Origin of the sequence: Comamonas sp. BIGb0124 (assembly GCF_003752175.1) — a bacterium.
GTDB lineage: Bacteria > Pseudomonadota > Gammaproteobacteria > Burkholderiales > Burkholderiaceae_C > Comamonas_F.
The window spans coordinates 714,035-726,789 of the sequence record NZ_RJVF01000008.1; the positions used below are offsets into that span (position 1 = coordinate 714,035).

Sequence of the window (12,755 nt, forward strand, 5' to 3'; positions counted from 1 at the left end):
TCGCGGGATGCTGCACTGCACAAAACACGGTATCGATGTTAAACCCTGGATCGTGACTCGCCCTCCCGAGGAAAACCCTGGCTTGCAAAATATTGCGCGCAATCCCGGGGGTTCGGGCTCATGCCTTGGCCCGCACATAACGACCCGGAGCCGGCTCGATGGCCGCATGGGTCTTGCCGCCATAGGTCTTGGGCGCGTTCACCGACTTGCCGGCATGCCCGGCCAGCCATTGCGCCCAGTCGGGCCACCAACTGCCCGGTTGTTCCTCGGCGGCCTCGGCCCACTCGCCCCACGTTTCGGGCAGGGCCGCGTCGTCGTCGAGCGTCCAGTAGCTGCGTTTTTTCTTGGCCGGCGGATTGATCACGCCCGCGATATGGCCCGACGCCCCCATCACGAACCGGACCGGTCCGCCCAGCAGCCGGGTGCTCGCATAGGCGCCGGCCACCGGCACGATATGGTCTTCGCGCGAGCCGTAGAGATACGCGGGGATGTCCACCGCGCCGAAGTCCACCGGTGAACCGCACACCGTGACCTTGCCGGGCTGGGCGAGATTGTTCTCGAAATACGTGTTGCGCAGGTACCAGGCATAGAACGGCCCGGGCAGGTTGGTGGCATCGCTGTTCCAGTACAGCAAATCGAATGCCGGGGGCGTCTCGCCCTTCAGGTAGTTGCCCACCACATAGTTCCAGACCAGCTCGTTGGGTCGCAGGAAACTGAAGGTCGAGGCCAGTTCCTGGCCCTTGAGCAGACCGCCCTGACCCAGTTGCATCTCGCGCAGGCGAATGAACGACTCGTCGATGAACAGATCGAGCACGCCCGTGTCGTCGAAATCGAGGAAAGTCGTCAGCAGCGTCACGCTCGAGACCCAGTCCTGGCCCCGCTCCGCCAGCACCGCCAGGGCCGTCCCCAGCAGCGTTCCGCCGACGCAGAAACCCAGCGTGTTGATCTGCCCCCCGCGCTTGTCCTGGCCGCCGATCTGGCGCGTGACCGCGATGGCCTGGATCACGGCCTGCTCGATGTAGTCGTCCCAGGTGGCCTGGGCCAGGCTGGCATCCGGATTGCGCCAGCTCACCACAAAGGTGTGCATGCCCTGCTCGACGGCATAACGCACCAGGGAGTTCTCGGGCTGCAGATCGAGAATGTAGTATTTGTTGATGCAGGGCGGCACGATCAGCAGCGGCCGTTCATACACCTTGGCCGTCGTCGGCTTGTATTCGATGAGCTGGAAATAGGCGTTCTCGAACACCACGGCCCCTTCCGTGGTCGCCATGTTGCGGCCCACCTCGAACACCGTTTCGTCGGTCTGCGACATGTGCCCCCGGCGCAAATCGCCGAGCAGGTTGTGCATGCCACGCGTGATGCTTTCGCCCTGTGTGTCGATGGCTTTTTTCAGTGCATCGGGATTCAGCGCGAGGAAATTGCTGGGGGCCATCGCGTCTATCCACTGCTGGATAGCAAAGCGGACACGGCCCCGCTGCTTGTCGTCGCCCTCCAGCGCCTCGGCCATGCCTTGCAGCGCCCGTGCGTTCGCCTGGTAAGACTGTGCGGCATAAGCAGCCAGCGGATTGCTGCGCCAGGCCTCGGAAGAAAACCGCTTGTCGCGGCTGGTCGGCGCCGGCTGGGCAACCTCGCCGTCCGCGGCAGCGGCACCGGGCGCCTTGAGCAATGCCCGGGTGTCCTCGAGGTAGCGTTGCTGCACCTCTTGCAGCTTGCCCATGTCGAAGGACAACTGCGGCGCAGCGGCCGGCGTCCGACCTTCCCAGCCTGCAAACGGGCCCGGCGTGGCAGCGGGCGGAAACGCCAGCCCCTGGGCCTGCAACTGGTCTTGCCAGGCCTTCAGCCAGTTGGCACCGTCGGCTCCGGCCGGCATGGCACCTGGCCGGGCAGCGGACGCCCAACTCGAAGCTAGCCATTGTTGAAACAAATCGGCGGCGCTGGGCTCGTCGCGTTTGGCTGTCATGCAAGTCTCCTCAAAGCCTCAGCGCGCGCCAGCCTCCTTCAGGTCCCGGCTCTCGCGCTCGGCATGGTGAAACAGTCTAACCCTGTTGTTTGACCCTCCTTGAAACTTGCTTCCGCTTTTTTCGTTGAAGGCGCGCCGAAGCGAATCCACTGCAAGAGCCCCGGGGAGCCGGGGAGCCCTCAGGACGAGCGGGTGCCGCCGGTGCCGTGTCGACCGGCAAGGCCGCTGCCGGTCTCGTCGATCCAGATGCAGGCGGCCATGCGTCCCGTCGAGCCCAGCCGCGCCGCATCACGGCGGTGGGAGAAATACAGCGCGTCCTGCATCACCGTGCACCACGCGTCGCCGCCGTCGTTGCCGTAAATGCCAGTGACCCCCAGGGCACCCAGGCGCAACCGGGCGAGCCCAGGCAAGTCGGCCAGCAACTTGCCCGCAGCAGGCAGAGGGTGGAAACAGGCCTGCCCCGCCGTCCCGAAAGCCTCGCGCACCTCGAAGCCCACTTCGAAGCGCCGGGGACCGATACACGGCCCCAGCCAGGCCAGGATATGCGGCGCCGGCTCTCCGGGAGTCCGTTCGGCCTCGGCCTCGCGCAGCGCGGCCACCGCGCGCTCGAGCACGCCCTGGCCCTGGACGCCCGCCAGGCCACGCCAGCCCGCATGCACGGCCACCACCGCCCGGCCGGTGCGTGTGGTCAGCAGAATCGGCAGACAGTCCGCCACCATGACCGTGCAGACCAGACCCGGCTGGGTCGCCAGCGCCGCATCGGCACAGCAGCCGTCGGCGGTGGTTCGCCGCAACGGCTCGACGACCGTGCCATGCACCTGGTCGAGGAACACGGCTCGCCGGGCTCCCTCGGCCTGCAACCAGGCCTGCAGGCGCTCTCGGTTCTCCGCAACGGCCGAGGCCTCGTCGCGCACATGGGTGCCCAGATTCATCGACGAGAACGGCGCACGGGACACACCGCCGCGGCGGGTGGTGAACACCGCCTTCACGGCCTTTGGCGCCGGCCATTCGGGAAACAGCAGATCGTTCGGGGACAGCGGCCCGGGCGTGCCGCTCGGGCCGGTCGTGGCTTGCATCGGAGACAATGAGATCATCCTGCCAGTGTAGAGCCCGGCAGAGGGCCAAGAGTCCCTCCGCGGCGGCGACGGCCGCACTTGCTGCAGTCGTTGGCCAGTCATGGCAAACTGCTGGCGCATCCATTTCCATTGCATTCAAGAGGTTGTCCCGAATGAGCTACGTATTTGCGCCCGCTCCCGTCGTCACCGTCCCGGTTGTCGGCAGCACCGATCGTTTCCCGGTCCACCGCATCTATTGCGTGGGTCGCAACTATGTCGAACACGCGCAGGAAATGGGCCATACCGGCCGTGAAGCCCCCTTCTTTTTCCTCAAACCGGCCGATGCCGTGCTGGTCGTCAACGGCACCGAAACCGCCGACCTGCCCTACCCCGGCGTCACCCAGGATCTGCACCACGAGATCGAGCTGGTGGTGGCCATCGGCAAGGGCGGCAGCAACATCGCCGCAGCCGATGCCCTGGCGCACGTCTACGGTTATGCCGTCGGCCTCGACATGACCCGCCGCGACCTGCAGGCCGAAGCCAAGAAGCAGGGCCGCCCCTGGTGCGCAGCCAAGGGCTTCGAGCTCAGCGCGCCCATCAGCGCCATCACGCCCGCCGCACAGGCGGGTGCCGTCGAGTCCGCAGCCATCTGGCTGCAGGTCAACGGAGAAGACCGTCAGCGCAGCACCGTCGCCAAGCTGATCTGGAACATCGCCGAAACCATCGAACACATCTCCAAGCTCTGGACGCTGGCGCCCGGCGATCTGATCTACACGGGCACACCGGCCGGCGTGGCCGCCGTGGTGCCAGGCGATACGCTGTACGGGGGTGTCGACGGTGTCGGCACCCTGAGCGTCAAGCTGTCCGCCTGAACCCGCCCGTGCCGTTGATCACGCCCCGAACGATACGCCACTGCCGCCAGTGCGGCACGGCTGTGGTCTACCGTGTGCCCGACGACATGGACAGCCGCGAGCGCGCGGTCTGTCCGGCCTGCGGCACCATCCATTACGAGAATCCGCTCAACGTCGTCGGGACCGTGCCGGTCTGGCAAGACAGGATCCTGCTGTGCCGCCGCAACATCGAGCCGCGCTACGGCAAGTGGACGCTGCCCGCCGGTTTCATGGAGCTCGACGAAAGCACCGCCGACGGAGCCGCACGCGAAACCGTGGAAGAAGCCGGCGCGCAGTTCGAAATAGGCCCCTTGTTCAGCCTGCTGAACGTGGTCAGGGTGGGCCAGGTCCACCTGTTCTATCTGGCCACGCTGACCAGCGACCGCTTCGACCCCGGCCCGGAGACCATCGAGGCCCAGCTGTTTGCCGAAGATGAAATCCCCTGGGACGACCTGGCCTTCCGCACCGTGCGCCAGACGCTCGAGTGGTTTTTCGAAGACCGCCGCCGCGGCACCTACACGGTGCACGCCGGCGACATCGCCTGATCAGTCGGGCTTGCCGCTGCGGGCCTTGCCCGCCGGCAGCTCGACTGGCGCCGGGGCCTTGGGCAGCACAGGCACCTGGCGATCGGCGGGCAGATCGTCCTCGTCCTCGCGGCCCACGAACAAGCCCCAGGCCGAGATGAACAGTGCCGCGATGACAGGGCCGATCACGAATCCGTTGATGCCCATGAGCGCCATGCCGCCGATGGTCGAGATCAGGACCACGTAGTCGGGCATGCGTGTGTCCTTGCCTACCAGAATGGGGCGCAGCACGTTGTCCACCATGCCGATCACCAGCACACCGTAGGCAATCAGTCCCAGTCCCTGGGCCAACTGGCCCGATGCCAGGAAATAGATCGCCACGGGCGCCCAGATCAGCCCCGCACCGATCGCCGGCAGCAGCGACAGGAACGCCATCAGCACCGACCACAGCAGCACGCCCTGAATCCCCAGGAACCAGAAGGCGATGCCGCCCAAGGCGCCCTGCGTCACGGCCACCATGACATTGCCTTTGACCGTGGCGCGCGTCACCGTGGTGAACTTGGCAATGAGGCGGCGCTTGTGGTCGGGCTCGAGCGGAATCGCCTCGATGATGCGCGTGACCAGGCTGCGGCCGTCGCGCAGCAGGAAAAACAGCAGATACATCATCACGCCGAAGCTGATGATGAACTGGAACGTGTTCTGCCCGATGTTGATCGCTTGCGTCGCCACGAACTGGCTGGCCTGCGCGGCACCCGCCGTCAGCTTGTCCTGCAGAGAAGCCAGATCGCCCAGCCCCAGACGGTTGAGCAGGCTCAGCATCCATTCGGGCATGGCCAGCAGCACCTGCTGCAGGTAGGCGCCGAAGTCGAGCTGCCCCGACTGCACACGTTGATAGACCAGCACGGTCTCCTGGATCAGCGAAGCCAGAATGGCCAGCAGCGGCAGGATCACGATCAGCAGACAGAACGACAAGGTCAGCAACGCCGCCACGTTGCGCCGGCGCGGCATCTTGGCCAGCAGCCACCGGTGCAAGGGCGTGAACAGAATCGCCAACACGACGCCCCAGAACACGGCGCCAAAAAACGGCCACAGAATGACCCAGAAGGCCACGGTGACAACACACAGCAGCAGCAGGAAAACTGCGCGCTGCAGACTCGGAGTATTCATTCCACACCATCCCATATCACGCCGGTCCACCGACGCGTGCCGGGACTATAGCAATTGCCCCGGCCGAACGGCGGGCCGGCGTGCCCGACGTGCTGTCAGCAGCAGCCTACGCCGCAGCGCCTTCGTCCACCTTCAGCACGCCGCGCTCGATCTGGTCCCGCTCCAGGGACTCGAACAAGGCCTTGAAGTTGCCTGCCCCGAAGCCGTCGTCGCCCTTGCGCTGAATGAATTCGAAGAACACCGGCCCCAGCATCGTTGCCGAGAAGATCTGCAGCAGCAGCCGTTGCTGGCCGTTCTCGGTGGTGCCATCCAGCAGCAGTCCTCGCGCCTCGAGTGCGGATTCGTCCTCGCCGTGCTGGGGCAGCCGCTCCTGCAGCATCCGGTAATAGGTCGAAGGCGGCGCCTTCATCAACGGCACGCCGGCTGCGCGCAGGCGGTCGACGCTCGCATAGATGTCGTCGGTCAGCAGCGCGATGTGCTGGATGCCTTCGCCGTTGAACGCCATCAGGTATTCCTCGATCTGTCCCGCGCCCTTGGAAGACTCTTCGTTGAGCGGGATGCGGATCATGCCGTCCGGTGCCGTCATCGCCTTCGACGCCAGGCCGGTGTACTCGCCCTTGATGTCGAAGTAGCGGATCTCGCGGAAATTGAACAGGCGCTCGTAGTAATCGGCCCAGAACGCCATGCGGCCGCGGTAGACGTTGTGCGTGAGGTGATCGACCACCTGGAAACCATGGCCCACCGGCCGCCGGTCCACTCCGTCCAGAAATTCGAAATCGATGTCGTAGATCGATTTGCCTTCCTCGAAACGGTCGATCAGATACAGGGGTGCACCGCCGATGCCCTTGATCGCCGGCAGCCGCAGCTCCATCGGTCCGGTCGGGATCTCGATCGGCTGGGCACCCAGCTCGAGCGCCCGGGCATAGGCCCGGTGTGCGTCCTTGACTCGAAACGCCAGTCCGCAGGCACTGGGGCCATGCTCGGCGGCGAAGTAGGCCGCCGCACTCTTGGGTTCCCGATTGACGATGAAGTTGATGTCGCCCTGGCGATAGAGCGAAACGTCCTTGGATCGGTGACGCGCGACTTCGGAGAAACCCATCAGCTCGAAGGCGTCTTCCAGAACGCCCGGCGTGGGCGATGCGAACTCGACGAACTCGAAACCCTGAAGGCCCATGGGATTTTCAAACAGGTCCGGCATAACGTGCTCCACGAAGTTGAAGGGGCGAATAAAAAACTCTCCCTTCACTGTAGGCAGCCGCACGCGCAGGCAAGTTGCGTCGGGCCATCAGTAATACCCTAAGATACACAGTATTCCTGCAAACAAGCATCAGATACGCAATGGATCAGATCGACGACATCGACAGACGCATCCTTCGTGAACTTCAGGTCAATGCGCGGGCGACCTTCGACGAGCTGGCTCCTGCCGTCGGTCTTTCGGCCTCCGCGGTGCTTCGGCGCGTCAAGCGTCTCGAGGCATCCGGTGTGATCGTGGGTTACCGGGCCGTCATTGCGCCCAAGGCCGTGGGCAAGACACTGCTGGCGTACATCAATGTCCGCCTGGAAAAACACGGCACCAACGCCCTGCACAGTCCCATGGACCAGTTCCGTGCGTCCGTCCAGGCCTGGCCCGAAGTCATCGACTGCGTGGCGCTCACCGGCGAAATGGATTTTCTGCTGCGGGTCGTGGTGTCTGACATGGATCACTTCAGCCACTTCATCTCGGAAACGCTGCTGCGCCATCCCGCCGTGCGCGACTGCCGCTCGAGCTTTGTGCTCGATGCAGTCAAGCGCGATGTGGGACTGCCGATCTGACACCATCGGCCGTGGCACAAGGAAGGCAGACGGGACCCGAGCCCCGCGCCTCGGGCCACGGCATCACGCCGCGGCGTTACTCACGCCGCATCCGGCTGCGCGTCGGGATGGGCGGACTGGAAAGCCGGCCGTGCGGCGCAGGCCTGGTCGATCGCCAGCAGACGCGGGCAGCGCGTCAGGTCCACACCGAATCGCCGGGCATTGAACAACTGGGGCACCAGGCAGCAGTCCGCCAGCGTCGGTGCCGAACCGGCGCAGAAGTCGCCGCCCTGCCCCATCCGCACCACCGTTTCCTCCAGCGACTCCAGTCCCGACTGCATCCAGTGATGCAGCCACTGCTGCTTCGCCGTCTCGGGCAGCTCCAGCGTCTGGCTCAGGTACTTGAGCACCCGCAGGTTGTTGATCGGGTGGATCTCGCAGGCCACGGCCAGCGCCAGTTGCCGAACCTGTGCACGCTCCCAGGCCGAGCCCGGCAGCAAGGGCACCTCCGGGTAACGTTCGTCGAGGTACTCGATGATGGCCAGCGACTGCGTCAGCGTGCGGCCGTCCTCGGCATAGGCGGGCACCAGGCCGAAAGGATTGACCTCGCGATAGGCCGGCGAAAGCTGCTGCCCGCCGTCCTTGAGCAGGTGCACGGGAATCGCCTCGTAATCCAGCCCCTTGAGTCCCAGCGCGATGCGCACCCGGTACGCAGCCGAACTGCGAAAGTAGGTGTAGAGGCTGCGCGAGCCGTCGTGTGCCGGTGTCCCCGGCCCTGCGGCCGTGCCGGGCGCCGTCATGGCAGCACCGTCCCGCGCACCTCGCCCAGACCGATGCGGACTGCACCGTCGCGCACGCACCAGCCGCGCAGGATCAGTGTGTCGCCGTCCTCGAGAAAGGTACGCTGTTCGCCCCCGGGCAGTTGGATCGGCTGTTTGCCACCCACCGTCAGTTCCAGCAGCGAGCCGCATTGGTCGGGCTGGGGCCCCGACAGCGTGCCCGACCCCAGCAGGTCACCGGGCTGCAGGTTGCAGCCGTTCACCGTGTGGTGCGCGAGCAGTTGCGCGGGTGTCCAGTATGCGGCTTCGCGGCTGTTGCCGAGAGTCAGGCGCACGGCAGGCTGGCCCGCCTCGGCCATGCGGCGGGTCTGGATGCTGACCTCCAGCATGATGTCCACCGCCCCGCTGGCCCGGTTCCCCTCGCTGTCGAGGTAAGGCAGTGGCGCAGGCTCGCCCGCATCGCGCACGAAGGGAGCACGAAAAGGCGCCAGCGCCTCGGCCGTGACGATCCAGGGCGATACCGTCGAGGCAAAACTCTTGGACAGAAAAGGGCCCAGCGGCTGGTACTCCCAGGCCTGCAGATCGCGCGCCGACCAGTCGTTGAGCAGGCTCACGCCGAACAGGCGCTCTTCCGCCGCATCCATCGACAGCGGCTCGCCCAATGCATTGCCCTGCGCCACGTAAAAACCCAGTTCGAGTTCGTAATCCAGACGGCGGCTGGGACCGAAGCTGGGCTCGGCCGCATCCGGTGCCTTCGTCTGTCCACGGGGACGCTTGAACTGCTGCCCGCTCACCCTGATCGACGATGCACGTCCGTGATAACCGATCGGCACCCACTTGTAATTGGGCATCAACGGCTGGTCGGGACGGAACAGCCGGCCCACGGCGGTGGCATGGTGGATGCCGGTATAGAAATCCGTGTAGTCGCCGATGCGGCAGGGCACCGTCATCTCCGCCTCGCTCTGCGCCAGCAAGAGTTTCGACCACGCCTGGCGCTGCGCGCTGCCCTCGCGCAAGCCCAGCGAGATCGCACGCCGCAGTTGCAGCCGCTGTTCGGAAGACCAGGACATCAGTTCGTTCAGATCGTCCGTGTCGATCAGGCCCGTGGCCCGCAGGTCCAGGATCTGGTCGCCGATGGCCACGCCGATGCGCCAGCCTTGTGTGCTGCCCGCCTGCCGGTAGCGCCCGTAGGGCAGATTCTGGATCGGGAAATCGATCTCCGGCTGCTGTGCCGAGTCAACCCAGCATCGCAGGGCGGGATCGTGGGTGTCGTTGACGGTTGCGCTCATCGTTGCTCCGGATTGAAATGTTTTTTGACGTCCAGCCAGCACTGGTGGTAGTTGGCCTGCAGGCCGGAAGAATCCAGCGCGGCACGCGTGGGCCGGATCACATGGCGCGTCTCGAACATGAAGGCCATGGTCGCATCGACCTTGTGCGCCTGCGTCGTGTCCGCCTTGCTGGCCTTCTCGAAGGTCGCCGCGTCGGGCCCATGCCCGCTCATGCAGTTGTGCAGACTCGCGCCGCCCGGCTTGAAGCCGTCGGCCTTCGCATCGTAGACCCCGTGGATCAGCCCCATGAACTCACTGGCGACATTGCGGTGGAACCATGGCGGCCGGAACGTCTTCTCGGCGACCAGCCAGCGCGGCGGAAACACCACGAAATCGATGGTGTCGACGCCCGGGGTGTCCGAGGGCGACTGCAGCACCAGAAAGATCGATGGATCCGGATGGTCGTAGCTGATCGATCCGATGGTGTTGAAACGCCGCAAGTCGTACTTGTACGGCGCGAAGTTGCCATGCCACGCCACCACGTCGAGCGGCGAATGATCCAGTTTGGCGACCCACAGGTTGCCCATGAACTTGGCCACCAGGTCGAAGTCCCCTTCCACGTCCTCGTACCAGGCCACGGGTGTCTGGAAATCGCGCGGATTGGCCAGACCGTTGGAGCCGATCACACCCAGATCGGGCAATTGGAACGGTGCACCGTAGTTCTCGCAGACATAACCGCGCGAGGCGCCATCGGGCAGCTCGACCCGGAACCGCAGGCCCCGAGGGATCACCACGATCTCCTGTGGCTCGACCTCCAGCACGCCGCATTCGGTGGCCACGCGCAGGCGCCCCTGCTGCGGCACGATGAGCAGCTCGCCATCCGCATCGTAGAAAAAGCGCGTCATCGACCGATTGGCGCTGTAGATGTGGATGGCCGTACCGCTTTGCGCATGGGGATCGCCATTGCCCGCCATGGTCGACAGCCCGGAAATGAAATCGATCGCCTCGCCCTCGGACGGCAGCGGCATCGGATCCCAGCGCAACTGGTTGGGCGTGGTCGGCGTTTCGTTGTAATCGGTGCTCAGCCGTCCGTTGTCCATGCGCTCGAACGGCGTATGCGCGGCGCCCGGCCTCATCCGGTAGAACCACGTGCGGCGGTTCTGGTGGCGCGGCGCGGTAAATGCCGTCCCCGATATCTGCTCGGCATACAGGCCGTAGGGGCACACCTGGGGCGAATTCCGGCCCACCGGCAATGCCCCCGGCAGGGCCTCGGTCGCCCACTCGTTGGCAAACCCCGACTGGTACGCCAGGGGCTGCTGATCTGCGTTGGTCATGTGCTTGTCTCCTTTGTGATCGGGCGTCCGGTGCCGAGGCACACGTCCACCAAGGCGGGCATCCCGTCCATCCACGCAAATTCTGTCGCCGTCGAACTATCACGGCAACCATGGCGGCAAAATACAGCCCATTCACCAAATCAATACACCATGACGACCACCCTGCGCGAGATCGATCTCAACCTGCTGGTTGTGCTGCGCGACCTGATGCAGACCCGCAGCATTTCAGCCACCGCCGTGCGCCTCGGCATGTCTCAGCCGGCGGCCAGCAATGCACTGGCGCGGCTGCGCACCACCTATGCCAACGAACTGTTCGTGCGTGCAGGCAACACCATGCAGCCCACGGCACTGGCGATGCAACTGGCGGCCCCCGTCGAAGAGGCCATGGTCTTGCTGCAATCCACTTTTGCGCAGCGCGAACAATTCGATCCTGCGCACGACACGCGCCTCTTCAACCTGGCCATGACCGATGTCGGCGAGGTCTACTTCATGCCACGCCTGATTGCCCATTGCGCCCGGCATGCCCCCTTCGTGCGGCTCAAGGTCATCCAGACCAGCGGGCCCACCCTGCGCCAGGACATGCAGGACGGACGTGTCGATCTCGCGCTCGGCCCCTTCGAGGACATGCCCGGAAGCGCCTATCAGCAGCGGCTGTTCGACCAGTCCTGCGTGTGCCTGTTTCGCAGCGACCACCCATTCGCCAGCCACCCGCCCACGACCGTCGCCGAATACCGCCACGCACGCCATCTGTTCGTCGCCAACGCGGCCAGCCCTTATGTCGAGATCCAGCAACGCATGGAAAAAGCCGGAATTCATGCCTCCCGGGGCGACCAGGTCTCGAGTTTTCTCTCGGCCCCATTCGTGGTCGCGACATCCGACTGCGTCGTCACCCTGCCCTTCAAACTGGTCGAGCAGTTTGCGCGGCCTCTCGGTCTGGTCTGGATCCATCCGCCCCTGCGTCTGCCGACCCTGTCGACCCACTGCTTCTGGCATCGGCGCGTCCACCAGGATGCCGCTCATGCCTGGCTGCGCGCGCAGATCATGGCTCTTTTCGGCGAAACCCGGGACTGAAAAAGTGCGCGGACTTGCATGCCCGACGGACGGGGTCGGACACGCCTGCAGCGACAGCTGACAGTTGTTTTTATCCCTTGACCTTGTCCCATATTCGATGCGTTCATGTACACATTCGTAGTAGGACAATGCATAGGCATCTCCACCGGAGATAACCGTTGCATGGAAGCTGGAAATCCAATGTTTGTCACCCAGGCTGACCTCGAACGCACTCTGCGCTTCCAAGCCAGAGGCACCGGCATGTTGCTGGCGCACGCGGCCTTGTTTCTTGCCCCGAGCCAGAAAGAGCAATTCTTCTGCGCCATGTGCGAGCTTGAAGGATTCCTGGACACCCGCGATTTCGAATGCGGTCTGCGCATGTTCATCGAAACCGCCATCGACGAATTCGAAGCTCACCTCTTCGCACCACCCAAGGACTCCGTCATCACGGACGTCTGATTCCACACGCCAAACGTCGAAACCCCATGGCTCAACGCCTCGAGGGTTTTCAGCAGTGGGGTTTTCATATCTTTGGTTCTTGCGTAAACCCTAGGCTTTGGAGTCTAAACACGAACGTATTCTTGGTCTCACGCAAACATCTTTCATGGAGACACCGTGATGACCATGACCCTGATCTTCGCAGGACTGCTCGCTTGGAGCTTGACCGGCATGCTGGTACTCAGCCTGATCCGCGTCGCCGGACGTGCCGACGAGGCCATGGAACAGGCCGCCCTCCGTCGTCACCACACGCCCCCGATGTGAGGCATCCGAAGCCGCCCATCCCGGGCGGCAGCGTTCTCGTTCGACCTGGCCTTTGACTGCGGGCTCGAACATCGAAATTCGCCGACCGCAAGGCACCAAAAGGCAGCCAACACCGGCTTGGAAGTCGTGCTCACGGCCCCCGCAGAACCCATTCAGCTTTCCGCTTCACCCGAGC

General features: G+C 64.7%; 13 protein-coding genes. 6 read left to right on the plus strand and 7 right to left on the minus strand.

Features of this window, described 5'->3' with window-relative positions; translation table 11 throughout:
• Positions 1 to 118: 118 nt before the first annotated feature.
• Both phaC and pgeF read right to left on the minus strand, forming a co-directional pair.
• Positions 119 to 1,870, minus strand: coding sequence for a class I poly(R)-hydroxyalkanoic acid synthase (gene phaC / locus EC845_RS04455; RefSeq protein ID WP_123295974.1), 1,752 nt, complete (start codon positions 1,868 to 1,870; stop codon positions 119 to 121).
• Positions 1,871 to 2,139: 269 nt separating this feature from the next.
• Positions 2,140 to 3,036, minus strand: a complete 897-nt coding sequence (gene pgeF, locus EC845_RS04460; protein ID WP_123295975.1) for a peptidoglycan editing factor PgeF — start codon at positions 3,034 to 3,036, stop codon at positions 2,140 to 2,142.
• 152 nt (positions 3,037 to 3,188) lie between these two features.
• Between pgeF and EC845_RS04465 the strand changes: the two genes are divergently transcribed.
• Both EC845_RS04465 and EC845_RS04470 read left to right on the plus strand, forming a co-directional pair.
• Positions 3,189 to 3,887 (plus strand): fumarylacetoacetate hydrolase family protein, encoded by a 699-nt coding sequence (locus tag EC845_RS04465; RefSeq protein WP_123295976.1) that lies wholly within the window; start codon positions 3,189 to 3,191, stop codon positions 3,885 to 3,887.
• Positions 3,888 to 3,901: 14 nt separating this feature from the next.
• Entirely contained in the window at positions 3,902 to 4,450 is a 549-nt protein-coding gene (locus EC845_RS04470) for an NUDIX hydrolase (RefSeq protein ID WP_123295977.1), read from the plus strand.
• On the opposite strand, the gene EC845_RS04475 is transcribed toward EC845_RS04470, so the two are convergent.
• Complete coding sequence (locus EC845_RS04475) at positions 4,451 to 5,596, minus strand: AI-2E family transporter (protein ID WP_123295978.1); 1,146 nt, start codon at positions 5,594 to 5,596, stop codon at positions 4,451 to 4,453.
• Positions 5,597 to 5,702: 106 nt separating this feature from the next.
• Positions 5,703 to 6,794 (minus strand): 4-hydroxyphenylpyruvate dioxygenase, encoded by a 1,092-nt coding sequence (gene hppD / locus EC845_RS04480; RefSeq protein WP_123295979.1) that lies wholly within the window; start codon positions 6,792 to 6,794, stop codon positions 5,703 to 5,705.
• 140 nt (positions 6,795 to 6,934) lie between these two features.
• Here hppD and EC845_RS04485 point away from each other — a divergent pair, with 140 nt between their 5' ends.
• Positions 6,935 to 7,408 carry an Lrp/AsnC family transcriptional regulator gene (locus EC845_RS04485; protein WP_123295980.1) on the plus strand — a complete coding sequence of 158 codons (474 nt, stop codon included), beginning with the start codon at positions 6,935 to 6,937 and terminating at the stop codon, positions 7,406 to 7,408.
• An 80-nt stretch (positions 7,409 to 7,488) separates the two neighbouring features.
• Here the strand turns inward: EC845_RS04485 and maiA are convergent, their stop codons facing one another.
• From maiA to hmgA, 3 genes are read right to left on the minus strand one after another with little or no spacing between them, the layout of a single operon-like run.
• Positions 7,489 to 8,187, minus strand: a complete 699-nt coding sequence (maiA, locus tag EC845_RS04490) for a maleylacetoacetate isomerase (RefSeq protein ID WP_123295981.1) — start codon at positions 8,185 to 8,187, stop codon at positions 7,489 to 7,491.
• A complete protein-coding gene (gene fahA / locus EC845_RS04495; RefSeq protein WP_123295982.1) occupies positions 8,184 to 9,455 on the minus strand; it encodes a fumarylacetoacetase in 1,272 nt (423 codons plus the stop codon). The genes maiA and fahA overlap by 4 nt, the downstream gene beginning before the upstream one ends.
• Positions 9,452 to 10,768 carry a homogentisate 1,2-dioxygenase gene (hmgA, locus tag EC845_RS04500; protein WP_123295983.1) on the minus strand — a complete coding sequence of 439 codons (1,317 nt, stop codon included), beginning with the start codon at positions 10,766 to 10,768 and terminating at the stop codon, positions 9,452 to 9,454. The genes fahA and hmgA overlap by 4 nt, the downstream gene beginning before the upstream one ends.
• A gap of 150 nt (positions 10,769 to 10,918) precedes the next feature.
• Between hmgA and EC845_RS04505 the strand changes: the two genes are divergently transcribed.
• From EC845_RS04505 to EC845_RS22285, 3 genes are all read left to right on the plus strand, one after another.
• A complete protein-coding gene (locus tag EC845_RS04505; RefSeq protein ID WP_123295984.1) occupies positions 10,919 to 11,839 on the plus strand; it encodes a LysR family transcriptional regulator in 921 nt (306 codons plus the stop codon).
• 180 nt (positions 11,840 to 12,019) lie between these two features.
• Positions 12,020 to 12,277 (plus strand): hypothetical protein, encoded by a 258-nt coding sequence (locus EC845_RS04510; protein WP_123295985.1) that lies wholly within the window; start codon positions 12,020 to 12,022, stop codon positions 12,275 to 12,277.
• Positions 12,278 to 12,436: 159 nt separating this feature from the next.
• The gene (locus tag EC845_RS22285; protein ID WP_158615610.1) at positions 12,437 to 12,580 is read left to right on the plus strand and encodes a hypothetical protein; all 144 of its coding nucleotides are present in this window, start codon (positions 12,437 to 12,439) and stop codon (positions 12,578 to 12,580) included.
• Positions 12,581 to 12,755: the final 175 nt, after the last annotated feature.

Bases quoted from the DNA above. Each gene is read 5' to 3' on its own strand.
- phaC (WP_123295974.1), bottom strand. From the start codon at position 1,870: ATGCCGGCCGGAGCCGACGGTGCCAACTGGCTGAAGGCCTGGCAAGAC.
- pgeF (WP_123295975.1), bottom strand. From the start codon at position 3,036: ATGCAAGCCACGACCGGCCCGAGCGGCACGCCCGGGCCGCTGTCCCCG.
- EC845_RS04465 (WP_123295976.1), top strand. From the start codon at position 3,189: ATGAGCTACGTATTTGCGCCCGCTCCCGTCGTCACCGTCCCGGTTGTC.
- EC845_RS04475 (WP_123295978.1), bottom strand. From the start codon at position 5,596: ATGAATACTCCGAGTCTGCAGCGCGCAGTTTTCCTGCTGCTGCTGTGT.
- hppD (WP_123295979.1), bottom strand. From the start codon at position 6,794: ATGCCGGACCTGTTTGAAAATCCCATGGGCCTTCAGGGTTTCGAGTTC.
- EC845_RS04485 (WP_123295980.1), top strand. From the start codon at position 6,935: ATGGATCAGATCGACGACATCGACAGACGCATCCTTCGTGAACTTCAG.
- maiA (WP_123295981.1), bottom strand. From the start codon at position 8,187: ATGACGGCGCCCGGCACGGCCGCAGGGCCGGGGACACCGGCACACGAC.
- fahA (WP_123295982.1), bottom strand. From the start codon at position 9,455: ATGAGCGCAACCGTCAACGACACCCACGATCCCGCCCTGCGATGCTGG.
- hmgA (WP_123295983.1), bottom strand. From the start codon at position 10,768: ATGACCAACGCAGATCAGCAGCCCCTGGCGTACCAGTCGGGGTTTGCC.
- EC845_RS04505 (WP_123295984.1), top strand. From the start codon at position 10,919: ATGACGACCACCCTGCGCGAGATCGATCTCAACCTGCTGGTTGTGCTG.
- EC845_RS04510 (WP_123295985.1), top strand. From the start codon at position 12,020: ATGTTTGTCACCCAGGCTGACCTCGAACGCACTCTGCGCTTCCAAGCC.
- EC845_RS22285 (WP_158615610.1), top strand. From the start codon at position 12,437: ATGACCATGACCCTGATCTTCGCAGGACTGCTCGCTTGGAGCTTGACC.